The sequence below is a fragment of the Actinomyces sp. Marseille-QA0893 genome, from assembly GCF_976954355.1.
Map to the genome: position 1 here is coordinate 122,585 of NZ_CDRJSY010000001.1, position 25,415 is coordinate 147,999.

20 protein-coding genes are annotated in these 25,415 nt (G+C 56.1%); 10 read left to right on the forward strand and 10 right to left on the reverse strand.

The window, feature by feature from the left end:
* Positions 1–16: 16 nt before the first annotated feature.
* On the forward strand, positions 17–1,432 hold the full coding sequence (locus ACWNMW_RS00600) for a sodium:proton antiporter (RefSeq protein ID WP_449489687.1): 1,416 nt from the start codon (positions 17–19) through the stop codon (positions 1,430–1,432).
* A gap of 57 nt (positions 1,433–1,489) precedes the next feature.
* Here the strand turns inward: ACWNMW_RS00600 and ACWNMW_RS00605 are convergent, their stop codons facing one another.
* The 4 genes from ACWNMW_RS00605 to ACWNMW_RS00620 all read right to left on the reverse strand — a co-directional run bounded on the left by ACWNMW_RS00605 (position 1,490) and on the right by ACWNMW_RS00620 (position 5,583).
* Positions 1,490–2,281 carry a glycerophosphodiester phosphodiesterase family protein gene (locus ACWNMW_RS00605; RefSeq protein ID WP_449489688.1) on the reverse strand — a complete coding sequence of 264 codons (792 nt, stop codon included), beginning with the start codon at positions 2,279–2,281 and terminating at the stop codon, positions 1,490–1,492.
* Between the two features lie 2 nt (positions 2,282–2,283).
* Positions 2,284–3,150, reverse strand: coding sequence for a M23 family metallopeptidase (locus tag ACWNMW_RS00610; RefSeq protein ID WP_314212338.1), 867 nt, complete (start codon positions 3,148–3,150; stop codon positions 2,284–2,286).
* Between the two features lie 61 nt (positions 3,151–3,211).
* Positions 3,212–4,273 (reverse strand): hemolysin family protein, encoded by a 1,062-nt coding sequence (locus tag ACWNMW_RS00615; RefSeq protein ID WP_295893906.1) that lies wholly within the window; start codon positions 4,271–4,273, stop codon positions 3,212–3,214.
* Complete coding sequence (locus ACWNMW_RS00620; RefSeq protein WP_449489973.1) at positions 4,270–5,583, reverse strand: hemolysin family protein; 1,314 nt, start codon at positions 5,581–5,583, stop codon at positions 4,270–4,272. Before ACWNMW_RS00620 ends, ACWNMW_RS00615 begins: the two co-directional genes overlap by 4 nt.
* A gap of 225 nt (positions 5,584–5,808) precedes the next feature.
* Here ACWNMW_RS00620 and ACWNMW_RS00625 point away from each other — a divergent pair, with 225 nt between their 5' ends.
* The gene (locus ACWNMW_RS00625; RefSeq protein WP_449489689.1) at positions 5,809–9,525 is read left to right on the forward strand and encodes a multifunctional oxoglutarate decarboxylase/oxoglutarate dehydrogenase thiamine pyrophosphate-binding subunit/dihydrolipoyllysine-residue succinyltransferase subunit; all 3,717 of its coding nucleotides are present in this window, start codon (positions 5,809–5,811) and stop codon (positions 9,523–9,525) included.
* A 15-nt stretch (positions 9,526–9,540) separates the two neighbouring features.
* Positions 9,541–10,143: a GDSL-type esterase/lipase family protein gene (locus ACWNMW_RS00630; protein ID WP_072455463.1), complete on the forward strand. Its 603-nt coding sequence runs from the start codon at positions 9,541–9,543 to the stop codon at positions 10,141–10,143.
* Between the two features lie 536 nt (positions 10,144–10,679).
* On the opposite strand, the gene ACWNMW_RS00635 is transcribed toward ACWNMW_RS00630, so the two are convergent.
* From ACWNMW_RS00635 to ACWNMW_RS00650, 4 genes are all read right to left on the reverse strand, one after another.
* A complete protein-coding gene (locus ACWNMW_RS00635; protein WP_449489690.1) occupies positions 10,680–11,564 on the reverse strand; it encodes an alpha/beta hydrolase in 885 nt (294 codons plus the stop codon).
* 566 nt (positions 11,565–12,130) lie between these two features.
* The gene (locus tag ACWNMW_RS00640; protein WP_106406425.1) at positions 12,131–12,205 is read right to left on the reverse strand and encodes a 50S ribosomal protein bL37; all 75 of its coding nucleotides are present in this window, start codon (positions 12,203–12,205) and stop codon (positions 12,131–12,133) included.
* A 93-nt stretch (positions 12,206–12,298) separates the two neighbouring features.
* Positions 12,299–12,604, reverse strand: a complete 306-nt coding sequence (locus ACWNMW_RS00645) for a hypothetical protein (RefSeq protein WP_449489691.1) — start codon at positions 12,602–12,604, stop codon at positions 12,299–12,301.
* The gene (locus ACWNMW_RS00650; RefSeq protein WP_449489692.1) at positions 12,594–13,211 is read right to left on the reverse strand and encodes a sigma-70 family RNA polymerase sigma factor; all 618 of its coding nucleotides are present in this window, start codon (positions 13,209–13,211) and stop codon (positions 12,594–12,596) included. Before ACWNMW_RS00650 ends, ACWNMW_RS00645 begins: the two co-directional genes overlap by 11 nt.
* A gap of 224 nt (positions 13,212–13,435) precedes the next feature.
* Between ACWNMW_RS00650 and ACWNMW_RS00655 the strand changes: the two genes are divergently transcribed.
* From ACWNMW_RS00655 to ACWNMW_RS00675, 5 genes are read left to right on the forward strand one after another with little or no spacing between them, the layout of a single operon-like run.
* The gene (locus ACWNMW_RS00655; protein ID WP_449489693.1) at positions 13,436–13,894 is read left to right on the forward strand and encodes a hypothetical protein; all 459 of its coding nucleotides are present in this window, start codon (positions 13,436–13,438) and stop codon (positions 13,892–13,894) included.
* Positions 13,891–15,201, forward strand: coding sequence for a 3-phosphoshikimate 1-carboxyvinyltransferase (gene aroA, locus ACWNMW_RS00660; RefSeq protein WP_449489694.1), 1,311 nt, complete (start codon positions 13,891–13,893; stop codon positions 15,199–15,201). The genes ACWNMW_RS00655 and aroA overlap by 4 nt, the downstream gene beginning before the upstream one ends.
* Positions 15,194–16,264 (forward strand): ribosome small subunit-dependent GTPase A, encoded by a 1,071-nt coding sequence (rsgA, locus tag ACWNMW_RS00665; RefSeq protein ID WP_449489695.1) that lies wholly within the window; start codon positions 15,194–15,196, stop codon positions 16,262–16,264. Before aroA ends, rsgA begins: the two co-directional genes overlap by 8 nt.
* A gap of 47 nt (positions 16,265–16,311) precedes the next feature.
* Entirely contained in the window at positions 16,312–17,520 is a 1,209-nt protein-coding gene (locus ACWNMW_RS00670) for an exonuclease SbcCD subunit D (protein ID WP_449489696.1), read from the forward strand.
* The gene (locus ACWNMW_RS00675; protein WP_449489697.1) at positions 17,517–20,576 is read left to right on the forward strand and encodes an AAA family ATPase; all 3,060 of its coding nucleotides are present in this window, start codon (positions 17,517–17,519) and stop codon (positions 20,574–20,576) included. The genes ACWNMW_RS00670 and ACWNMW_RS00675 overlap by 4 nt, the downstream gene beginning before the upstream one ends.
* A 42-nt stretch (positions 20,577–20,618) precedes the next feature.
* On the opposite strand, the gene ACWNMW_RS00680 is transcribed toward ACWNMW_RS00675, so the two are convergent.
* A complete protein-coding gene (locus ACWNMW_RS00680) occupies positions 20,619–21,092 on the reverse strand; it encodes a DUF6912 family protein (protein WP_449489698.1) in 474 nt (157 codons plus the stop codon).
* A gap of 258 nt (positions 21,093–21,350) precedes the next feature.
* On the opposite strand from ACWNMW_RS00680, the gene ACWNMW_RS00685 reads away from it, so the two are divergent.
* Together ACWNMW_RS00685 and ACWNMW_RS00690 are read left to right on the forward strand one after the other, a co-directional pair.
* A complete protein-coding gene (locus ACWNMW_RS00685) occupies positions 21,351–21,557 on the forward strand; it encodes a helix-turn-helix domain-containing protein (RefSeq protein ID WP_034502850.1) in 207 nt (68 codons plus the stop codon).
* Positions 21,558–22,094: 537 nt separating this feature from the next.
* The gene (locus tag ACWNMW_RS00690; protein ID WP_449489699.1) at positions 22,095–22,451 is read left to right on the forward strand and encodes an Rv3235 family protein; all 357 of its coding nucleotides are present in this window, start codon (positions 22,095–22,097) and stop codon (positions 22,449–22,451) included.
* 75 nt (positions 22,452–22,526) lie between these two features.
* Here the strand turns inward: ACWNMW_RS00690 and secA are convergent, their stop codons facing one another.
* Entirely contained in the window at positions 22,527–25,337 is a 2,811-nt protein-coding gene (secA, locus tag ACWNMW_RS00695) for a preprotein translocase subunit SecA (RefSeq protein WP_449489700.1), read from the reverse strand.
* Positions 25,338–25,415: the final 78 nt, after the last annotated feature.

Here is a 25,415-nt window from a genome sequence, read left to right on the forward strand (position 1 = left end):
ACGTCAAGGAGTTGCCTTGGAATACCCCTTGTGGTCACTTATTCCATTCGTCGCGATGCTCGCTTGCATCGCTGTTTTGCCGTTAATCCCTGCAACCTCGCACTGGTGGGAACGCAATTCCAGCCAGCTGACGGTTGCACTGGTCTTAGCGGTCCCGACGAGCGCCTGGATGTTCTGGAAGGCCGGAAGCGCTCCGCTCATTGACACGGGAATTGAGTATTTCCAATTCATCTGCTTGCTGTTCTCGCTCTACGTAGTATCGGGCGGCATCCACCTCGCGGGTGATATCCGAGCAACTCCTCGCAACAACACGCTCTTCCTTGCAATCGGCGGCGTTCTTGCGTCCTTTATCGGCACAACCGGCGCAGCGATGCTGCTCATCCGCCCTCTCCTTGCAACGAACCGCGAGCGAGTAAACAAGGTCCACACCGTCCTCTTCACGATCTTCATCGTCGCAAACTGCGGTGGTTTACTCACTCCCCTTGGCGACCCGCCGCTCTTCCTTGGTTTCTTGAACGGTGTCCCCTTCACGTGGACCCTTAACCTGTGGAAAGAATGGGCCTTCGTCTTGGCGATCCTTCTTTTGTCGTACTACTCGCTTGATCGCCTGTACTACGCAAGCGAACCCAAGGTGGCCATCGAAGAGGACAACGAGGACATCGAACCTCTGCGCTTGCACGGCGCGATTAATCTCCTGTTCTTCACAGCGATTATCTGCTCCGTTGCTTTCCTACCTTCGTGGGATGCCGAGGCCATCATCGAAGGCCATGCGCACGGAAGTGAGTTGGTTCCATGGCGCGAGATCGTCATGTTGCTTGCGGCTGGTCTGTCACTGACCATCGGAAACAAGAAGGTCCGCTATGAGGAAAATGCCTTCCAGTGGTCCCCCATTGCCGAGGTCGCGGCCCTCTTCATCGGCATTTTCGCCACGATGGCCCCCGCCCTGCGCGTCCTCGAAGAGGTTGCTCCTTCGCTCCCCTTGAACCGCGGAACTTTCTTCGTCTTCACTGGTTCTTTGTCCTCGGTCTTGGACAACGCTCCGACCTACATGACCTTCTTCGGAATGGCAAAGACCCTGGGTGGGGATGGAACGCTCATTGCCGGAGTTCCCGAGACTTACCTGATCCCGATCTCTTTGGGCGCGGTTCTGTGCGGTGCTATCACTTACATCGGAAATGGTCCGAACTTCATGGTTAAGTCTGTTGCCGAGGCCGATGGCGTTGAAATGCCCAGCTTCGGTCGCTACATTGTTGATTCCTTCATGCTGCTTGTTCCCGAGCTCGCAGCAATGGCAATGATTTTCATTGGCAGTGGCTGGGTGCGCATCGCAGGTATCGTTTTGGGCGTCGTGCTGGTGGGAATTTCACTCTGGCGAATCGCGCGTGCTCGTACTATCGAATTGGCAACGCGCACTCAAGGAATCGATATCTAGTCCAAGTCGCAAAACTTTGAGGCGTGGTCCCCTTTCTCGGGGCCACGCCTCAATTATTTATTCTGCGTTTGCTGGCGCGATCGGGACCCATTGGCCTCGCTCTTCCAATACCCGACGAGCGAGGGTCGGGTGATCAGTAATGAGGCCGTCGACCCCCAGGTCGAGGAGGCGATGCATTTGTGACTCTTCATTGACCGTCCACACGTGCACGGCACAACCCAAGGCGTGTGCAGTCGCAACGAAACGGCGATCGACCACGCGGATTACACCCATCTTTTCCGGAACCTGAACTGCCCATACCCCTTCAAGAGGACCCGGAACGTGCAAACGTGTAGCAGGCTGGGCGAGCTGGGACGCGGCAACGAGCCTCGTCACCGCGGCAACCCCCAGTGAGGTGACCAAGCGCGGTTCACGGGAGCGAAGAAGGCGAAGACGTGACTCATCAAAAGAAGCGATGAGAACCCTGCCCAGGGCCTCGTGCTCACGCACAACGTCAAGCAAAGGAAGCGCGACTTCAGCGCTCTTGGCGTCAACGTTGAAATACATGTCGGGGAAACTCTCAAGAGCATCTGCCAAGCGGATCATTCGACCGCCATCTACCCCGCGCAACTGTTCCAACTGCGACCAGGGCATCTGGCGGATCTCGCCCTTGGCTGGGTAGGTGCGATCCACTTTAGGATCATGATTAAGAACCACTTGGCCATCTGCACTCAGGTGCGCGTCAGTCTCAACGTGGAAAACCTGAATATCACGTAGAGCTTGAAAAGCTTCCGGCGTATTTTCGGGAGCTTCGGCGCCCCCGCCACGATGCGCAAGAATCAGAGGGCCTTCACCGAGAACCCGATACATTGTCAGCACTCCTTGCCGATAAAGATGGCCTTGTGCTCGACCATCCACTTTTCCGGATCAACCGGTTCATTCTTCGAGTTATGGATCTCGAAGTGAAGGTGCGGTCCCGTTGACCATCCATTCGAGCCAACTGCACCGATCTGTTCACCCGCATTGACCTGCTGGCCAACCTTGACCTTGATGTCTTTCATGTATTGATGCAGGTAAGCAGAATAGAAAACGGTTCCATCGCTGAGGGTATGGCGCATAGTGATGAGAGCACCGGAACGTGAATTCTCGGAGACCTCGATGACCTCCCCGGGATACACAGCGTAGATCGGTGTTCCAAGGGGGGCAGCCATATCCGTGCCTTCATGCATGAGCAGGGTTCCGGAGACGGGAGAAATACGCATCGAGAAAGGCGAGGTCACCTGATAGGTCCCCTGCTGAAGCGGCCAATAGAGCGTGTCAGCTTTAGTGAGCGTTCGAGTTCCATCGGCAGCGCCGTCACTACTCAAACACTGAGCGGCAAGAGGCGAACGAACTCGTGAACGCGAGGCCGGATCAACCTGGGCGTTAAGACCGGAAGAGAGCGTGACTGCGTTGGTATCAGTTGCCCAGGACTGGGAACCAGCGGCGACACCAAATTCTCGAGAGGGTATCGAAATCGACACATCCGGACGCAAAAAACCACTCAAGGGGACCGCAATTGTCATTGCACCAAGTGCAAGAAGAACGCCCGAACGCACGATAACAGCACCAAACTTTGATCGTTTGGCGGGCGAGGCCTGGGCGACAGAAGATACGGGGGCACCGTGAATGCGCGCGTCATGAGCGCGCTCGTGGGCACGCTCTCGACGCGTCGGGAACTTCGGTGCTTCAGGTGTCATAGTTCTTCCATCATCCCAAATAAAAAGCCGGATCGCAGTTACTTGTGTCCTACTGCTCACCTCAGGAACGATAGTTTCCAGGAAGAGTGTCCTTCTGGAGGGCGTCGCGGACCTCACCAACTAGTCGTTCAAGAATATCTTCAAGGAAGAGAACCCCTGTAACCGTTCCGTCTGCACCCATGACTTCGGCAAGGTGCGCACCGGCGCGTTGCATATGTCGAAGAGCGTCTTCAACTTCTGCGTCCATCGGCACCGCCTCCATCTTGCGGATACGCCACGAGGTGATGGGCTCAAAACGCTCTGTTTCATCGGCATAAAGGACATCTTTAAGGTGAATATAGCCCTTGAGCACTCCCTGAGCGTCCGCAACAGGGAAACGCGAAAACCCAGTGCGGGCAACTTCTTTTTCAACCTGATCCGGCGTAGTGGACTCATCCAAAATAATGAGTTCTTCCAAGGGAACCATGACATCGGAGGCGTTCTCTGTCGAGAACTCAAGGGTTCCTGAGAGCAGACCCAGGTCGTCGTCAATCATTCCCTCTTGTTGGGAGTGTTCAACGATTGTTGCCATCTCTTCGACGGTGAAAGTCGCCGAGATTTCTGATTTCGGTTCAACTCCGGCAATGCGCAAGAACCAATTCGCCAGGTGATCCATGCCGTGAATCACTGGACTGATGACGTGTCCAATATTGACCAAAATTGGTGCCAGCACGAGGAGTAGGCGCTGTGGGTTTGCAATTGAGAGGTTCTTCGGCACCATCTCACCGAAGACAACATGCAAGAACAGGACCAGCGCGAGGGAGAAGGTAAATCCGACGACGTGTACCCACGAGTGCGGCAGTCCCCACTGCTGCATTGGTCCTTCGATTAACGAGGCGAAAGTGGGTTCTGCGACCACACCAAGGGAGGTAGACGCTACCGTCACGCCCAACTGACAGATCGCCAGCATCAAAGAGACGTGCTCGAGCGCGAAAAGCGCGTACTTCGAACCACGAACTCCTTCTTCAGCCAAGGGTTCGATCTGCGAACGACGAGATGAGGTAGTCGCAAACTCGCCCGCGACAAAGAACGCATTGAGTGCAAGAAGAATGCAGGTCACGATCACGGCGAAAGTGGCGTTCACAAGAGCACCTCCCCTTCGCTTTCACGCGCGGGAGGAATGATGCTCACCTGCATGACTCGTCGCCCCGTCATCTGGATGACTTCTAAGCTGGCGCCTGCGACTTCGCAGCGGTCTCCTACCTGTGGAATCGTTCCAAGCTCGGTCATGATCAGACCGGCGAGAGTGTCATAGGGACCATCATCGGGAAGGAAAATTTTCGTTCGCTGCGCGAGTTCGTCGATGCGCAATCGTCCGGGTACCAAAAGACTTCCATCGGGACGCTGACGAATACCCAAGCGACGCTGATCATGCTCGTCCGCGACATCGCCAACAATTTCTTCGACGACATCTTCAAGGGTGACGATTCCCGACACACCACCGTATTCATCAACGACGACGGCCATCTGGAGACCTTCTTCGCGCAACTGAACAAGCAGTGTGCCCAAGTCAAGGGTCTCAGGCACGCGCGGGGCCTCGGCAAGCAAGGAAGACGAAATCACGGGAACTTCATCGCGTTTCTCGAAAGGAACAGCGACTGCTCGACGCAAAGAAACGAAACCGATGATGTCATCCCGGTCTTCTCCGATCACCGGGAAACGCGAATGCCCGGTTTCGTGGGCCGCACGGACAACATCGGAAGCCACTGCATCTTCAGGAATCGTATGGAGAAGGCCACGGTCCGTCATCACGTCCGCCGCATTCAATTCGCTGATTCGGATCGAGTTCGTGAACAGCGATGCCGTCGAGGTATCCAGAGTTCCCTCTTGAGCCGAGTGACGAACCATCGCGGCAAGCTCCGAGGCGGAGCGCGCAGAAGAAAGCTCTTCTTGAGGCTCAACACCCATCAGGTGCAATATGCCGTTGGCTGACGCATTGAGAACCGTAATCACCGGTTTGAACACAACGGTGAACAGGGAATTAAAGGGGACGATCCGTCCCGCAGTCTTAAGGGGGTGCGCAAGAGCGAGATTCTTTGGAACAAGCTCTCCAAAAACCATGGAGAGAACATTGATCAAAACCGCCGCAACAGCGACTCCAACGGCAGAAGAAACCGCCGTCGATAAGCCAAGTCCTACCCCGGCCGCACTCAGCATATCCGCGAGTGCAGACTGCGTCGTATAACCCAAAAGAATTGTCGTCAGCGTGATCCCGACTTGTGCGCCGGACAGCTGCGTCGACAGATTTTTAATCGCGGTGGAAACTTGGCGAGCACGAGCGTCTCCGGCCGCAGCTCGGCTTTCAACGACGGCTTGGTCAAGTGCGACAAGAGAGAATTCTGCGGAAACAAAGACAAAAGTACCCGCCGTGAGGATGACTCCTAAAAGGAGCATTGCGATATCAAGAAGCACGTTGGCCTCCCGCATCGAGGCGGTATTGACGCATCAGACTTTGATCAGAGCAACAACTGTCACTTTCCATGATTCCTCCAGTCTATCGGTAGTTGGAGTTCTTCGAAGTGTGAGAAAGGCCCGTTGCAGGTGAGGCATTCACGGCCCTAGGGCCTAAACTGTTGTCTAAAGTCACATAGCAGTGTTCAGAAAAAGGATGGTACAGCTGTGGTGGAATCCCCACGTTCACCAGAATGGGTTCAACAAATGCGCCAGCAGTGGTTGGCCGATCCCCACAGCGTCGACGCCTCGTGGCGCGCCTACTTTGAGGGAGACGCTGTCCCCACCCAGCTTCATCGTCCGCAGGCTCCTCTCCCGACGCAACCAACCGCAGTTGTTAGCGCCGAGGCTGCCCTTGCCGCCCAGGCAGACAATCCCGCAACCGAGCAGCCCGAAGTTCTCGTGACCCGCTCCGATCTTCCTCCCGCTCCCCCCGCTCAGGCGAGCGAGGCCTCGTCGCCCTATGCACGACGCCACCGCGCTACGCAGACGCCAGCCTCGCGTTCAATGAGCACGGAAACTGAAGACGATATCCGTGTCCTCAAAGGAATCGCACGTGCAACCGCACGCAATATGGACGAATCACTGAGCGTCCCAACTGCGACTTCTCAGCGCCAGATTGCCGCAAAGATCCTGATCGAGAACCGCGCGGTTGTGAACTCTCACTTGCAGCGCACCGTTGGCGGCAAGGTCTCCTTCACGCATCTCATTGGATACGCCATCGTCGAGGCGCTCTCCGAGATGCCACAGTTGAATGTTCGCTATGTTCTTCAAGACGGTAAAGCCGCGGTTGAAGAACTGGCACACGTGGGATTTGGCTTGGCGATCGATATCCAGCACGGTGGCGAACGCCGTCTGGTTGTTCCGGTTATCCACGATGCTGATACCTTGACTTTCACGCAATTTGTTGACGCCTATCAGGGCATTATCACTCGGGCAAAGAAGGGCGAACTTACGGCTGAGGATTATCAGGGTGCCACTGTCACCCTGACGAATCCGGGCACCATCGGCACCACGACCTCGGTTCCGCGTTTGATGAGTGGCCAGGGGCTGATTATCGGTGTGGGGGCAATGGATTATCCAGCCGAGTTCGCTGGAGTCTCCCCGCGCAAACTTGCTCTCATGGGAATTGGCAAGACGATGTTCGTCTCGTCGACCTATGATCACCGCGTCATCCAAGGTGCTGCTTCCGGTGAATTCCTCCGTCTCGTGGACATTAAGCTGTCGGGTCGCGATGGTTTCTACGAACGCGTCTTTACGGCTCTGCATATTCCTATCCAGCCCTACGTGTGGGAAGCAGACTTCGAGTACGACTTGGAACGCGAGAAGGGCAAGCCTGCGCGTATCGCTGAGCTCATCCACGCCTACCGCTCGCGCGGTCATCTCGCGGCCGATACCGATCCCCTGGCGTACCGCGTGCGCCGTCACCCCGATCTGGACCTGACCAGTTATGGCTTAACCGTGTGGGATCTGGACCGTTCTTTCCCGACCGGAGGCTTTGGCGGAACGGAGCAGATGCTTCTTCGCGATCTTTTGTCGCGCTTGCACGATACCTACATTCGATCCATTGGTATCGAATACATGCATATCCAAGATCCGCAGCAGCGCCACTGGGTGCAAGAACGCATTGAGGGACCTTTCAAAGCTCCTTCTTCCCAGGAGCAACGCCGCATTCTTTCGACCCTAATTCACGCTGAAGCATTCGAAGAGTTCTTGCAGACCAAGTATCTGGGGCAAAAGCGATTCTCTCTTGAAGGCGGCGAATCTTTGATTCCTCTTCTCGATGAGATCTTGAGCCAGTCTGCACGTCGCGGAATCCACGAGGTTGCGATTGCGATGGCCCACCGCGGGCGCTTGAATGTGTTGGCGAATCTTGCGGGCAAGAGCTATGCCCAGATCTTCTCCGAGTTTGAAGGAAATCAGGATCCGCGAACCGTTCAGGGCGCGGGAGATGTCAAGTACCACTTGGGAACTGAGGGAGTGTATTCAGCTGAGCCTGGAGTTGCGACCAAGGTGTCCTTGGCGGCTAACCCCTCTCATCTTGAAGCCGCCGATGGAGTGCTCGAAGGAATCGTGCGTGCAAAGCAGGATGTTTTGGGCGATCCCGATCTGCCCATTGTTCCCCTGTTGATCCACGGTGACGCGGCTTTCATCGGACAAGGCGTGGTTCAAGAAACCCTCAATATGTCCCAGTTGACCGGATACAAGACCGGCGGAACTATTCACATTATCGTGAATAACCAGATTGGTTTCACGACGGGACCGGCTTCGGGTCGTTCTTCGCGCTATCCGACGGACCTGGCAAAGGGCCTGCAGATCCCCATCTTCCACGTCAACGCCGATGACCCCGAAGCAGTCGTGCGCGTGGGCGCTTTGGCCTTGGCTTATCGCGAGGCTTTCCACAAGGATGTTCTCATCGATTTGGTGTGCTACCGCAGGCGTGGTCACAACGAGGGCGATGATCCTTCGATGACCCAGCCGGTCATGTACTCGCTGATCTCCAAGTTGCCTTCTACCCGTGAGGTTTATATCCGCAACCTTGTGGGACGTGGCCAGCTCACCGAAGAAGACGCGCGCGAGTCCATTCGCGCTTACGAAGCCGAACTCAGTGAGATCTTGGATCACACCCGCGAGCACGGCTGGTCTCCGCAAAATCGCAGCGAGGATGAAGACGATCAGTGGCAGGTTCCCGAAAGCCAGCTGCCCGGTGCGGGAATGATGATCGGTTGGACTTCCGCTGTGAGTGCCGAAACGCTGAGCCGTATCGGCGAAGCTTATGTGAACTTCCCACCGGATTTTGCAGTCCATCCGAAGATCGAGAAGCTGTGCCACAAGCGTTATGAAATGGCTTCCGGCCACGATTCGATCGACTGGGGTTTCGCAGAGCTCTTAGCTTTCGGCTCGCTACTCATGGAGGGCACGCCGATTCGCCTTTCCGGTGAAGATGCACGCCGCGCGACCTTTGTTCAACGCCACGCGGTCCTCCACGACCACAATGACGGGCGCGAATTCACTCCATTGCACTTCCTTACTCCCGATCAAGCCCACTTCGATGTCTTCGATTCGCCTCTGTCGGAGTATGCAGTTCTTGCCTACGAATACGGGTATTCCATCGAGCGCCCCGAGGCATTGGTCCTGTGGGAAGCACAATTCGGTGACTTTGCGATCGGCGCGCAAACAATCATCGATGAGTTCGTTTCTTCGGCAGAAACGAAGTGGGGGCAGCGCTCTTCTCTGGTCATGCTCTTGCCGCACGGCCAGGAAGGACAAGGCCCTGACCATTCGTCGGCCAGGATCGAGCGTTTCCTCCAGCTGGCAGCAGAGGACAACATGTGGATTGTTCAGCCCTCAACCCCGGCGAACCACTTCCATATGCTGCGCACACAGGCCTACAAGCGGCCTCGTAAGCCTCTGATCGCCTTCACTCCCAAGCAGCTCCTGCGTCTTCCCGCCGCGTCTTCCTCCATCGAAGAATTCACCTCGGGGTCCTTCACTCCGGTCTACTCCGAAGTTGATTCTCGGGTGAGCACCCACGAGGTGACAAAGGTTCTCGTGTGTTCTGGCCGCGTTTACTACGACCTCATCCACGAACGCGCGGAGCGAGGCGCGTGGAATACGGCGATTATTCGCGTCGAGCAGCTCTATCCCCTCCCCGTCGATGAGCTTCGCAAGGCTCTTGCCACGTACCCGAACGCCCAAGTGGTCTGGGTCCAGGACGAGCCGAAGAACCAGGGTGCTTGGCCCTACTTTGCTCTGAACTTGTTCCCTGAGCTGGGAATCGCTCCAGCGCTTGTGTCCCGTCCGGAGAGCGCAACAACCGCTGCTGGACGCGCAAGCTTGCACCGTGAGCAGGCTGCGGATATCTTGCGTCGAGCTTTTTCCTAAGAAGGGGGCACGCAGATGCGTATTTGTGTGATTGGCGATGAGCTGATTACCCCAATGGGTGATCCCCGAGGCCTGGGCTGGGTCGGGCGCGTTTTGGCGCGCTCGCACTTCCCTTCCCCTCCGACCGTCATGACTTTGGCTGTTCCCGGGGAAACGACAACGCAGCTTGCCTCTCGGTGGGAAAACGAAGTGAGCTATCGTCTTGCGCCCGATGAACCCTGTGCGCTCATTATTGCCGTTGGTTGCGCAGATATTCCCGCGGGTATTTCAACGCCGCGCTCTCGGCTGAATCTTGCAAACATCACCGACCGAGCTTCGACGCTCGGTATTCCCTCGATGGTTGTTGGCCCGCCTCCTCTTGCGGGAGTCCAATCCAGCGCGGTGAAGGAAGTTTCCTTGTCGTGTCAGCAGGTGTGCGAGCGCAGGGATATTCCCTTTGTCGATACCTTCACTCCCCTTGTTGCACACGATCAGTGGTTTGAGGATATGGCTTCTTCTGCTGTTCGTTCTGCTCGCGGCGCTTCGATGCCTGGACAGTCCGGCTATGCACTCATGGCTTGGCTTGTCCTGCACCAGGGTTGGTTTGAGTGGACGGGAGCGACCCCGGCGGACGTGTGAGCACAGGAGGAATGTGTGTACCCACGTCATTCACGTCTCTCCCCCAAGAGACTTTTGCCGTCGACTACTACCCGCGCAGTGGGATCATGAAGGCTATCCGTGAGGCGTGACGCGAACGCGCCCCGGCCTCGTCCATCCCACACACGTCAGTGAGACCATGAGCAACCAGTACCTCACCTCTCCCCCGCCCGGTCCCGTCAACCGCCCCCGGCCTCGTCGACGATCGAGTGCCTGCCGCGGGGGCTTTCAACGCGCGCAAACCTGCTCGCATTCGTCGTCGCCGTTGTCTTTAGCATCATCGCTTACGGTTTCACGTCAATCGGCAGGTACGTGCACTTCGGCTACTGGCGGCTCGTGTGGGTAGCCGCTTACTGCGTCATCGGCCTGATTGCCGCGATCGCGTGCGCCTCCCTCGCCCAGCCGACCCCTGGTCTGCGAGCCTCGACTAGTCGTATCGGCACCGGGCAACGCGGGGTTGCCTGCAACCGTCGTCCTCGATCAACGAAGCCGTGAAACGACGCGTGAAACGGGTCGTCTCACGCTTGGGTGAGGATCCCCGAGATGAAGCGCGCGCTGTGGTCGAGGGCGGCCTCGGCCTCGGGAATGATCGGAACGCCCAGGACATACACGTGGAAGCCATCCGGTTCCACGCGCAGGCGCACGTCCACGCCAGCGCGAGCGGCCTTGCGCGCGAACCCGATCACGTCGGGGCCAACGATGTCCGCGTCGCCCTGGAAAATACGCATCGGCGGCAGTCCCGACGGGTCACCGTACAGGGGGCTGACGCGCCAATCGGCCGGATCCAGGTCGCCAGCCCACGCGCGGCCCGCCCATGCCAGCCCGGGCACACGCAGAACCCGGTCGCGGCGCTGCACGTCCTCGATCGCCGGGTTCGTCATGGTGACATCCACCCACGGCGCGTACAGGACGAGGCCGTCCAGCTGACGCGCACCCACGTCGCGTCGCTGCATGGCGAGGGACAGCGCCAGGCCGCCACCCGCCGAGTCGCCGAAGATGATGACGCGGCCGAACTCAGCCTGGGCCTCGTCGATGATGGGCTGGACGAAGTCGAACGCTTCCGCCGCAGTGTGGTTGGGGGCGAGCGGATAATCGGGGATGATGACGGGCAGCCCAGTGCGGTCAATGAGGCCCTCGACGATACCCCACTGAACAGCGACCATCGGGGCCGCATACGCTCCACCATGCAGATAGATGAGTACACCGCCCGAGCGCATGCCCTGCTTCGGGAACACGCGGGTTATGCCTTTGTCGCACGTCGCCGTGAAACGTCCTCGCATGCGTGCAGGCATCGGGGCGGGATGTGGGGTGTGGAGCGCCATCTGCTCAGTCGCTGTCTCGCTCTGTAGCAACGGAGGCACAAGCCCCATACATAAGTGAACAACGCGCATCTGGAGGGACATGTAGCCTCTTTCGTTTCGACGAATCAGTGTGCACGCACCGGGACACCCCCTCGCGCCAGCACGTACTAGGGTACGCCGCGAGAGGGGTTCGTTTCTCACTGCGAGTGTTCATCGTGACTATCGGGAGGAAACACCAGTGGTGGTAGGTACCGGTGGCTGAAAGCCGTATCTGCTCGCCGCCGGAATCTGGCGAGAGCCCATCGGACGAACCTACTACGCGGATAGGAACGACGGCCGTGGATTGACACCACCCACAAACGGGTTACCCACGCCACCGCGAGCGTCCTCAGCACCGCCCCAGCACACACAATATATCCGCATGCGCGCGGCACAAGCATGATCGGCAGCCTATGAGCACACCGTTGTCCAGTGCTGTAGGAACGCAATTCCAGCGGCGCACACCCCAGACACGGCACACACCTGGTCCCGTACCCGCGCGCCCCTCGCGTCACGCGCGCCTCGCGCAACCGCACCTGGTTCCCGCCAGCAGTGCAAACAAAACGCGTAAACAACGCGCATACAAAACGCGCCCGGACCATCCGGTCCGGGCGCGCAACGTATTCGGCTCAGGCGTTAGGACGCTTGCCGTGGTTCGCGCCGTGCTTACGACGATCGCGACGCTTACGACCCCTCTTCGACATTGTCGTCTCCTCTAAAAACTGAGATATCCAACCTGCACAGTTTTTCACACCCGAGGCTAATCTCCAAACAGAGCGCGCCCACAGAGTCGAAATTCACGATTTAGTGGAGCTCCACGTTACCTCAACGTAGGTCTGTGCAATGATGCGCTCGCGCAAGGATTGAGGGGCTTGGTCGCAATAGCAACGCGCAAGGAGAGAGCGGACGAAGCGCTCGGTGTACATCGAATCCTGGCAGTGCTTGCAGCGAGAAATATGGTCAAGCAGTTGCTCGCGAAACTCCGGGCTCTTCAAGCATTCAGCGGAAATATAGTCGCGGCATTCCTCGCGGTCGAGGAAGTCAATCACTTCAAAAAGGTGTTCGTGTAGCTCACGACATGCGCGCTTATCGTCAATCTGCATGGTTCTCCCCGATTCCATATTCAGCCGCGAGTGCTGACAGGCCTTCGCGTAGATTCTTGCGTCCTCGATGAAGCCTGGACATGACAGTCCCGATCGGGATATCCAGCATGTCTGCGATCTCTTTATACGCAAAACCCTCTACATCAGACAGAAGGACGACAACACGTTGGTCTTCCGACAGTGACTCCAATGCAGTTCGCAGCTGGGAGGAAGGAATGTTATCCAAGGCCTCTGCTTCCGCAGAAACAAGACCCTTCTCATCGTGAGAAGCAGCAGCGGCAAGCTGCCAGTCCTCAACCTCTTCACCGCCACTGCGTTTAGGGGAACGCTGCGCCTTGCGGTAGTGGGTGATGTAGGTGTTGGTCAAGATTCTGTAGAGCCAAGCTTTGATATTGGTTCCTTGCTGATACTGATGAAACTTCGTGTAGGCCTTCATAAAAGTTTCCTGCACAAGGTCTTCCGCATCAGCACGATTTCGCGTCATTCCTAAGGCTGCGCCAAAGAGTTGATCAATGAGGGGAATCGCCTGTTCGGCAAACAAACGGTCCCGGTCCTCCTGACTCAACTCCTGCGGTGCAGGCTCACGAGTGTCATGTAATTCGCTCATTGATGTCAAGGCTAATCGCGAATGCCTCGGATGCGAAAGTGGACGCGCGAAAGCGGGGCGGCACCGCGTTTTCCCTCGTCTTGCCACTTCCTCATCAAGTTTCATACCCACTTCAACGCCGCAAGCTGATGATTATTCCCTCCGTTTCGATTCAGTACAGGTATTTACACGAATTTTCTGCCGAGCACAGGGTGCCAAACGACTTTTTTTGACACAATGGAGTCATGTCTCTTCTGCGTGGTATTGCCCGTCCTCTCCTTGCCGCTCCCCTCGCTCTCGATGCAATCGATGCCCTGATTCATCCGGATCGTCACGTCGCCAAGCTCGACGCACTCCGCCCCGTTTTTTCGCGCATCGAAGAGCGAGGCAACATTGAGGATATTGATCCTTATCTCTCCCGCAGCGCGCGAATCAGCGCCTGCGTTACTCTCCTCGCAGCGGGAGCCTTCGCCTTGGGTAAAGCGCCTCGTACCTGTGCTGCGGTCTTAACGGCCATTGCGCTTCCCATGGCCGTCATCAATCATGAACAGCCTGCCTCGCTTCGTCTGAAGCTTGCCAATTGTGCGGGATTATTCTTCGCAAGCCTCGATCGGAACGGACGGCCCAGCTATTCTTGGCGTCGCAATCAGCTCATCGAGGCTGCCTCCACTCGCGGAGCACATTCCTCAGGCGCCGCCCAGTGAGCTCGTGGTGTGCTCCTCGACTTCGCTCCCCTATCCATGCGAAGGTTTCAATCCCCGGCTCCAAATCACAGACCGCACGTGCGCTCTACCTCGCTGCGATCGATCGCCAACCATGTGTGATTGAGGGCGTTCTTCGCTCTCGCGATACTGATCTTTTTGCCCAAGCGCTGCGAACTCTTGGCGCTCAGATCGAGATGCTGGGCGACTCTTGTGCACGGGTCACCCCGATTTCTTCAGATTCCCCTTCTTCTGAGCGAGTTATCGACTGCGGGCTTGCGGGAACCGTCATGCGTTTCCTCCCGCCCTTAGCTGCCCTTTCTTCCACTCCCACGCGCTTCGATGGAGACGAGCAGGCATATGTGCGCCCGCTTGCTCCTCTCTTAGATGTCCTCGAAGGCCTGGGAGCCTCACTGATTTACCACGGTGAAAAGGGACATCTTCCTTTCACGATTTCCGGCCCGCTCACGCCTCCATCATCGCCGATCATTGTTGATGCTTCCGCTTCCTCGCAGTTTTTCTCTGCGATGCTTCTTATTGCCCCTCTTATCGGTGGAGCGATTATTCGAAGCAATGCTCCTCTCATTTCTTTGCCCCACATCGAAATGACCCTGGAAATGATGCAAGAAGTTGGCCTTTCATGGATGCGATTGGGCGATCGCGAATGGAAGGTCGATGCGGGAGCGCCCACGGCCTCGGAAATCGCAATCGAAGCGGATCTTTCGAATGCGGGTCCCTTCCTATGCGCGGGAATACTCAGCGCGGGAAGCGTCACAATCCCTAACTGGCCGCTTGCATCAACCCAGCCCGGCGCACAGTGGCCGTCTCTTTTCGCTGAGATCGGTATTGAAACTTCTCTGGAAACAAACGAACAGGGAAGCAGCGAGCTGACAGTGCGCGGGGGCGGACCGGGGAGTTTCCCCGGAATTGAACGCGATATGTCGGCCATGGGTGAGATGGTTCCAACCCTTGCGGCCCTCCTTCTTTTTGCGTCAAGTCCCTCGACACTAACCGGCATCGCCCATCTGCGTGGACATGAAACCGACCGTCTGGACGCAATCGCTCAGTCAGTCAGCGCTCTGGGCGGTTCAATCGAACAGCTCCCAGACGGGCTGCGGATCACCCCCACTGCCCTTCACGGTGCCCATCTGCGGTCCTTCGCGGACCACAGGATGGCAACTTTCGCCGCGATTGTTGGCTTGGTTGTTGACGGGGTCAGCGTTGACGATATTTCCTGTACATCCAAGACCCTCCCCGGGTTTGAATCGATGTGGGCACGCATGTGCGCAGAGAGTGACGACAATGTCTAGACGCGATATTGGAACTGACGATCCCCGCGTAAAAGTTCGTCCCTCAAAGCGTTCGCGGCCGCGAACTAAGGTCCGACCCGATTGGGGCAATAAGCCAATCGGGCAGGTAATTGGCATTGACCGCGGTCGTTACCTTGTTCGCTATGAGGGCCTAGACCTTCGCGCAGTCTTAGCCCGCGAGCTCAAGAAGGGCAGCGTCGTCGTAGGAGACCGGGTTCGCCTCACTGGAGATTTGAGCGGCCGCGTCGATACCCTTGCGCGAATCGTCGCCACGGATGAGCGCAGCAGCGTTCTCCGCCGTTCTCTCGAGGACGCACCGGATCAAAAGGGCGAGAAAATTATCGTCGCCAACGCTCAGATCATGGTGATTGTGACGGCTTTGGCTGATCCGCCCCCTCGAATGGGGATGATCGACCGTTGCCTTGTTGCCGCTCACGAAGCTGGAATGCGTGCCGTCTTGTGCCTGACCAAGGCCGATCTTGCTCCTGCTACCGAGTTTTTGGAAGCCTACGCTGACTTTGATGTCACGACGGTCGTCACCTCAGTTGAGGCAGGCTGCCAAGGCCTCGATGAGCTCAAAGAAATCCTCGCCGGTCATTTCTCCGTTTTGGTCGGCCATTCCGGCGTCGGGAAATCAACACTGATCAATGCTTTGATCCCCCAAGCCGAACGCGTAGTGGGTGTTGTAAATCAAGTGACTGGACGAGGTCGGCACACCTCGACGTCTTCGCGCGCCTTTGAGCTTCCTGGTGGAGGGTGGATCGTCGACACCCCGGGTGTGCGGTCCTTTGGTTTGGGACATGTTGACATCGATGATGTACTGGGAGTTTTCCCCGACGTCGCCGAGGCCTCGCACTGGTGTTTGCCGCTGTGTACGCACCTTAAAGACGCAACTTCCTGCGCCCTCGATGCTTGGGCGCAGGGTAAGGATCCTTTCGTTATTTCTTCCACTGACGAGGCCGCGGATCAGGAGCGCAGGCGGCGTTCCTCCCGGGTGGCTTCGGTTCGCCGGCTCCTGGACGCGGTCGCTGGCGCAATGAAAGTGTCGAAAGCTGCCCGTTAGAGTTCAAACTGCACGCAGTTGCAGGTGGAGCAGGTCATACTAAGCACATGCGTATTCTTCACACCTCAGACTGGCATTTTGGCCGTAATCTCCACGGCCAAGATTTGGGTGATTCTCGCGCCGCATTTTGTCACTGGCTTCTTGACGCAGTCAGGAAACATGAGATCGACCTAGTCCTTGTCTGCGGCGATGTGTACGATCGTGCGATCCCTGCGGTTTCTCAACTCAATGAAGTGATGGACCTTCTCCGCGATCTTTCTTCAGTCACACAGGTCCTGTTGACTCCCGGAAATCATGATTCAGCAGGTCGTCTCGGTGTCTATTCGCAGTTTTTACGTGGCAAGGTTCAAGTCTGCGCAAGTGTGGAAGAGGTTGGTAAGGCTCGCGAATACGCAGGTAAAAACGATGATCCGGGAGTATTGGTCTACCCCATCCCCTACCTTGAGCCGGACTTAGTTCGGACAGAGCTCTCCGATGATAACGAAGCTCTCGAACGAACCCATCAGGCGGTGATGGATGCTGCGCTTCGTCGCATTGGCAATGATCTATTGGCTCGGCGAAATTCCGGAGACATGCGTCCTGCCATCGTGATGGCTCACGCTTTCATCGTGGGGGCAGTTCCCTCCGATTCCGAACGCAATATTGAAGTAGGCGGAGTCGCTTCCGTCTCGGCCCAAACTTTCGAAACTTTCGGCGGAGCAAAAGTACTGCCTGAACCAGGCCTGAGCTACGTTGCCCTCGGGCACCTGCATCGTCCCCAAGAAGTTTCAGCTTCCCACGTCCCTATGCGCTATTCCGGTTCTCCTATCGCTTACTCTTTCTCGGAAGCGCCCGGAGATAAGAGCGCGGTCGTGATTGATACGCTCGGCGCGGAGGGGAACAAGGCCGTGGACGTTTCCCTCATCGATATTCCCACCGCGCACCCTCTTGTTGTTTTGCGAGGTTCGATGGAGTCTTTGCTCGAAGGCGCAAAGAAAACTCCGCCGCAGGCATATGTGTCCCTGACGGTAACGGATGATTCACGGCCTCAGGAAATGGTCGCCCGTCTTCGTGCTGTTTATCCTCATGCACTCTCTATTCTTCATTCCCCCGCGCATGTTTCTCCTCTACGGGCACCACGTATCCAACTCGAAACAGTGGATATGAACGCAACCCTTGCCGAATTCTTCCAGCAAGCAGGAGGAGAGGCTCTGACGCAGCGCGAGCGGACAATTGTTGGTGACGTACTCGATGCGGTGAAAGGCCAACGGCAATGAAACTTTTAACCTTGGAATTGTCTGGTATCGGTCCTTTTGCACAGCGCCAATACATCGATTTTGAGCGTTTCACTGATTCGGGTCTTTTCCTTCTTCGAGGATCAACCGGCTCGGGGAAGACAACCTTGATCGATGCGATTGTTTTCGCGCTCTATGGAGATGTGGCAAGTGGCAGCGAGGGGGCAAAAAACCGTTTGCGTTCTTCATATTGCGGCCCCAATGATCCGTCTTTCGTCACCCTTGTCTTTGAAGTATCCTCGGGTATCTACCGAGTTCGCAGAACACCAAAGTATGTAAAAGAAGGACGGAGCACCCCGGTCAATCCGACTCTGATTCTTGAGCGCGTCGTACGCAATTCGGATGACCCATCAGGTTTTTCAACGGTTGAGCCCTTGAGTCGCTCGATCATGGATGCTCAATCGATGATGACCACCTTCATCGGACTGACGAAAGACCAATTCCTCCAAACCGTCGTTCTCCCTCAGGGGCAATTTGCTCGTTTTTTGACGGCGAAATCCATCGAACGCGAAGAGATCCTTCGTGACATTTTCGGAACCCAGTTTTTCCAAAGCCTCCAAGATGCCTTCCGTGAGCAGGCGAAAGAAGCGCATGATTCAATCGTTCAGGCTAGGCAACAGGCACGTTCCTCATTGGATTCTTTGCTCGATGATGTCTCTCATTCTCATCTTGGCCAAGAGTGGGCATGTACACTTCGCACTCTTGCGGATTCTCTTGACACTTTCACGCCAGGCTCATCTCTCAATACGGAGTTTTCTGATTTTCGCCTTCGCTTAGATGCTCAGCTTGAAGAGGATGCGCAACAGGCAAACGCTGCCCGTCTCTCACAAAAAGAGAGGTCTCGCCAGCTGAGTGCGGAACTAACGAAGGCACGCGACCTCAATGAGCGTCTCACTGAACGCGCACAGCTTCTTGACCACCATGATCAGTTGCTTGAGCGCGCTCAGGACATTGATGCTGTGCGCAGTAGCGTCGCAGAGCTTCATCTTCTCCAGCCACTCGAACTCCCGCTACGTCAACATGATTCAGCTCGTGATGCACGTGAGCGGGCCTTCTACGCGCTCTCTGAGTGCTTTGCGCCCCTGCAGGTCACCCCTGAGAATCTTCAGCTTGATGAGCTCCATACTCTTCTTGATGAACGTGAGCGTAATCTCCAGGAGCAACGCGAGTCCTTGGCACACGCGTTGCAGGCGCAGGCTCAACTGACGAGCCTCCGTGGTGAGCAGAAAGAGTGCATGACTCAGTACGAACAATGCGCAAAGACTGTGGAGGACGCTGATTTCCAGATCCAATCGGTGCAGATGCAAGGTGCGCAGCTCCGCGACAAACTAGAGGCTGCACGCACGGCGGCTTCCGTACTTCACGATGTTGAAGCCAGCTGTCATCAGCTTTCCACGCGCCTTGAGGCTGCGGAACGGGTAGATCATCTCCGCGAGCAGCTCGTTCATCTTGAAAGCGATATTCAGGAAGCGACACGCCTTGCCCGCACGTGCGGAGAGCGATCACATGCCGCGCGAGACCTATGGCTTCGTGAAACCGCAGCTTCGCTTGCGTCTACCCTGCGAGAAGAAGATGCGTGCCCCGTCTGTGGCTCTACGACCCATCCCCAGCCCGCTCGTTTCGAGGGGGAAGAAAGTATGAGTCGTGAGCAACTAGAGGCTCTTGAGAAGGCCACAACGGCTGCTGACAAGCGTCTCCACGAACTTACTACTCAGTACTCGAGCTGCTCGGCTCAGATTGCAACGCTGGATGAACAAGCTCAAGGTGATAGCGCTTCTGTGAAAGCCCAGCTTAACGAACTCACGACACGGATCGCGGATCTACGTTCACTCGCAGATTCGCAGCAGTCCATTCAAGAATCCCTTGACGAATGCGAGGAAAGCGAAAAGAACCTGATCGCCACCAAGGCCTCACAAACGCAGAGACTCTCTCATCTGCGCCAAGAAAACACGGATCTTCTCTTGCGCATCGATGAAGAGACAAGCGTGTTTACTCAGCTCATGCAGGGTCACACATCACTCGAAGAGTGGACTTCTTCCCTCGAAGACAGCACTCAGGCGCATCAGCGCTCTCGTGAAGCGCTTCAACGCTATCAGCAAGCAGAACAACGCCTAAGGGAAACTCAAGACTTCCTACTAGAAGCCCTCGAAGGTGCAGGGCTGAGTCCGGATTCCACCGGTATCGAGCTCTTGCGGAGCAAACTCCCCCGTTTGTCTGAGCTGAGCGCCAGCACCACAATCCTCCAGGAGTACGATCAGGATCTATTTGCGACCCGACAAGCCCTTGAATCCGAGCGCTTGCAGGGGCTTGAAGGACAATCTCCGCTTGATTGCCAGGCTATTGCCTCCTCACTCGAGGACGCAGAAAACGCTCTCCTTGCTGCAACAGATCACGTCGCCTCGATTCAGGCACATCGTCAGGGAATCCAACGTTCACTGAGCAATGTGGAAAATGCTCTTTCAGCTTTGACTTCTGCCCTTGAAAGCGGATACCCCAAGCAACGCCTCGCAGAACTAGCAAGTGGAACGGGCCCCAGCCTTCACCAGGTTCCCTTAAGTTCGTGGATTCTCATGTCTCGTTTTGAAGAGCTCATCGCCGCAGCAAATCCACGCCTAGCCGAAATATCTCATGGGCGATATGAACTCCGCCGAAGCGATACAGACGCGACCCGTTCGCGTAAGAATGGCCTCGGACTGTCTATCCTCGATCATGAGTCTGAAGAAGAACGAAATCCGTCCACGCTCTCGGGTGGTGAAACTTTCTATGTCTCTCTTGCCCTTGCATTGGGACTTGCAGATGTCGTCATGGCTGAAAGCGGTGGAATTACTCTGTCAAGCATGTTCATCGATGAGGGATTCGGATCCCTGGACTTGGACACCCTCGACATCGTCATGTCCCAGCTTCTTGCGCTTCGCGAAAGCGATCGTTGTATTGGTGTGATCAGTCATGTCGACGAAATGGCCAGACAGATTCCTGACCAGATCGAAGTGAGGTGGCGCGAAGGCGAAGGCTCGACGCTTTCAATCCGAGCTTCCTAGCCGCGCTTAGCTCAGGCCCTTAGCCGCGATAACAGTGCTCAGTTACGCCTTCTCGTTCATCGACTCCAGCACGCGTAGCAGCAGTTCGCGTTCTTCGGGCGCGTACCACTCCAGGCTCTCTTCCCACAGCTGCGCGACGGCCTCGTCAGCTTCTTCTTGTGTCTGAGCACGAAGAACCTTCCGCACAGCAGGAGCAGCATCTGGAGGATCAATGAAGTAGGCGGCAATCGAGTCGCTATCGGGCGTGCACGGGGAGGTTTGAGCGACATCGCCATCGTACTCTTCCCAAGAAAGCCCCTCGATGTCAGCAGCAATAATGCATCTGCTGGAACTACCCGATTCTTCATCTCGCAGAAGGGCAAGTGAGTCTAGCGCGGCAAGTGTACGCGCATCGTCTTCAGCAACCTCTAAATCTTCGCCGTGCAAACCAGCGTCGGGACGGACGCAATAGGCATTGCGGGGAGGAAAGTTTCCCTGGGCCAGTTCGCTTCCCAGGAAGGGGTAATAGATGCGCATAGCACCAGTGTATGCACAATTTTGCGCCATGTCCCTTATGCCGCTTCCTCTGCACTCCGTACACAGTCAGAAACCAACTAGCACGGACTAAAACAAACTGAATAAAAGCAAATTGACTTGAATGACATAAGGAGAATTTAATACACCTACATCAACCGTAATGCACGGCGCCTAATCGCTTTCGATCTGCACAAATAGGTCAAAACTAAGCGCTTCTCCCCCTGCAAATTCGCCAGAAAAAATGGCAAAATAGAACCCATGAATCAACGATTCCTCACTCTCGCCGAGGTCGCCGAGACACTCAACATCACGCTTTCCGCGGCGCGCTCGCTGGTCAATTCCGGTGAACTGCCCGCAATCCAATTGGGCGGAAAGCGTATGTGGCGTGTTGAAGAATCCGTCCTCGAAGAGTTTATCCAAGAACAATATGCAGAATCTCGTGCGCGCCTAAGCCACAGCGCCTAGAGTCCTTCTCTTAATTCCAACAAACGGGCAGAAACAAGAGTTTCTGCCCGTCTTCTTATGTGTGTTTACTTAAGCATCGCGCGATTGTAGAACATGAGAGCAAGCGAGTACCGGCAATCCACAACACTATTTCTGAAAGTTTTCCCAACACTCTCTGCACGTTTTCTCAATTTTAATCGATACTTATGCAGCAAAAATGAATGTTCTACCACTGCAAGACGTTCACTCGTGCTACTCAAGAACCGCGAGCAGCCCACATAAAGCAGACATATTTTCCATACTTCACACATTCAGTTGGCTTTTCAATCTGCCTCCATGAGGGGCGAAAAGTCGATTGACACATGGCCTTCATGCGAGAAGACTCCAAATTAACGCCTCAATGACGAAGCGTCCCCCATCCCCACACGATATTCGAGGAGCATTTCCATGACACGAAGTTCGCGAGTATTCGTCCCCCCAGCCGATCATATTTTCCGTATCAGTTGGGATCTCAGCCGAGATACAACGCACAGCGTCCAAGAGAATATGAAAACCTACATGAGCACAGAAAGCCCCTTACTTCCCAGGAGGCCAGAGATCACAAATCTATGCCAGTGGTCGATCGGTTTGGCGCGAGGAATTATGGAAGTTCTTTTACACATTCGCCCGCATCAGCAACTCCAACGATGGTTGATACCGCCACTGTACAAACGCCTCGTGACGATCGTTGAGCGGGATCGACGCGCCTTTCGACGAGAAGCATGCCATCCCGTGCAGTGGCATATTAGCCAGACCTCGCACACAGTTGTCGAATCATGTGTGATCGTCGCACAAGGAGAAGGTCGCCATGTTGTTTCCATGCGCCTCCAGACATTCAAAAATCGATGGATCGTCACCGACTTGGATGTCCTTTAGGAGTAGCAGATAAAACAGTGGCGGCGTGCACCTAATGGTGCACGCCGCCATCAAAAGGCCGGTCGCAGCGATAAATCAGCGCTTCTTGCGCTTCTTCGCTGCGCGACGCTGAGCGCGATTGGCTCCCTCAGAGGAAGTTGTCCCTTCCTCTTCCTCAGCGGAAGAGTAGCTCAGGCGAGTCGAGCTCTTTTCTTGGCCGACGTCTCCCATAACAGAAGCTGAACGTTCAATGGCTCGCTCTTCAGTTTCCGCGGCCTTACGACGGGCTTCTTCACTGAGCTCGGCTTCAGCACTGTCGCCTTCCTGAACAACTTCCTCTGTGGCGGCACGCTCACGAGCCTGTTCATAGGCAAGCTGGAACTGATGTGCATAGGAGAAGACCTGCTGGACGGATTCCTCACGAATGCGGTCCATCATCGCGTTAAACATCTGCGCGCCCTCGTCCTTGTATTCAACAAGAGGATCACGCTGACCCATTGCACGAAGACCGATACCCTCCTTGAGGTAATCCATCTCGTAGAGGTGCTCGCGCCACAAACGATCAACCGTTGCAATCACCACGCGACGCTCAAGCGTACGCATGGGTTCATCGCCCAATTGTTGAATTGCCAGCGGATTTTGATTGAGCTGATCTTCGGCTTCTTCGTACTGCGTGTGAATATCGCCCAGAACCTCGCGCATAAGGTCCTCGCGCGTCAGCGAGCCAACGCCGCCGTATTGCTCTGCAACCTCTTCGGCGGTGACCGACGGCGGGTAGTATCCGCGCAGGGTATCCCACAGTTCCTTCAGGTTCCATTCACGAGGCGATAGACCGTTGGTCTTCTCCGCAATGATTCCGGAAACCAAAGACTCCATGAAGCCCTTCATCTGGGGCTTCAAGTCTTCGCCTTCCAGAACGCGGCGACGTTCAGCGTAGATGAGTTCACGCTGATCAGTCATCACATCGTCGTACTTCAAGACGTTCTTACGAATTTCGTAGTTTCGTGCCTCAACTTGGTGTTGAGCGGAGGCGATTGAACGCGTCACCACACGGTTTTCCAGCGGCATGTCTTCGGGGTATGCGCCCGAGGCCATGATGCGCTGCGCCAAACCTGAGGAGAAGAGACGCATGAGGTCGTCTTGCATCGACAGGTAGAAGCGCGACTCACCGGGATCGCCCTGACGACCACTACGGCCTCGCAGCTGGTTATCAATACGACGGGACTCGTGGCGCTCGGAACCCAGGACGTACAAGCCACCGAGCTCGCGAACTTCTTCGCGTTCAGCCTCAACTGCGGCCTCGGCCTCGGCAAGCGCTTCAGGCCACGCGCGGCGGTATTCTTCTGCGTCCGTCTTCGGGTCGAGACCCTGAGCTGCCAAGTTAGCCTGGGCGAGGAACTCAGAGTTACCACCCAGCATGATGTCGGTACCACGACCAGCCATATTCGTCGCAACGGTCACAGCGCCCTTTCGGCCTGCCATTGCAACAATCTGAGCTTCGTGAGCGTGCTGCTTCGCATTCAAGACCTGGTGAGGAATCTTGCGTTCCTTGAGCATCTTCGACAAGAGCTCGGACTTTTGAACCGATGCGGTACCAACCAAGACAGGCTGGCCAGCCGCGTGCCGTTCTTCAATGTCATCGATGATTGCACGGAACTTACCGGCCTCAGTCGGGTAGACCAAGTCAGGCTGGTCCTTTCGAATCATCGGACGGTTCGTCGGAATGGGGATGACACCGATCTTGTAGGTCGATGCGAATTCCGCAGCCTCAGTTTCGGCGGTACCGGTCATGCCCGAACGCGAGCCTTCAGGGTAGAGACGGAAGTAGTTCTGAAGGGTAATGGTCGCCAGGGTCTGATTTTCAGCCTGGATCTGCACCCCTTCCTTCGCCTCGATGGCCTGGTGCATTCCATCGTTGTAGCGACGACCCGGAAGAACACGCCCGGTGTGCTCGTCAACAATGAGGACCTCTCCCCCGTCGACGATGTAATCGCGATCGCGGTGGAAGAGTTCCTTGGCACGGATTGCATTGTTTAAGAAACCAATAAGCGGGGTGTTTGCGGCCTCGTAAAGGTTTTCAACGCCAAGTTGATCTTCAACCTTATCGATGCCGGGTTCCAAGACACCGATAGTCTTCTTCTTTTCGTCGACCTCATAGTCTTCATCGCGCACCAGGATATTGGCGATGCGCGCGAACTCGGTGTACCAGCGGTTCACATCACCCGAGGCCGGGCCAGAAATGATCAAGGGGGTACGCGCCTCGTCGATCAAAATCGAGTCGACCTCATCGACGATGACGAAGTTGTGTCCACGCTGGACCATGTCTTCGGGGCGCTGCGCCATGTTGTCACGCAGGTAGTCGAAACCGAATTCATTATTCGTACCGTAGGTGATATCTGCGTTGTACTGCTCACGGCGTTCGGCGGGTTCTTGCCCAACCAGCACACAGCCCACGGTCATTCCCAGGAAGTTGTAGACGCGCGCCATGAGATCTGATTGGTACTTAGCCAAGTAATCATTCACGGTCACCACGTGAACACCCTTGCCTGTGAGCGCACGCAGATAAGAAGGCATGGTGGCAACCAGAGTCTTGCCTTCACCGGTCTTCATTTCGGCAATATTGCCGCGGTGCAGGGCAATGCCGCCCATGACCTGAACGTGGAAGGGGCGCTGACGCAGGGTTCGCCACGCGGCTTCACGCACGGTCGCGAAGGCCTCGACGAGGATGTCGTCCAGAGTTTCGCCTTCTTCGAGGCGCTCCTTGAATTCGTCCGTTTTACCGCGCAGTTCCTCATCGCTCAGGGCTTCAAAATCTTCTTGAAGAGCATCAACTTGGGAAGCAAGCCGGTCGAGCTGACGCAAGGTACGTCCTTCTCCAGCTCGAAGGATTTTGTCAATAATGGACACGAGGGCTCCTGGAATTGTGACCGGATGATCCGGGCGTGCGTCGCGCACACTGTTTCTAGTCTACGAATTTCCGACTCT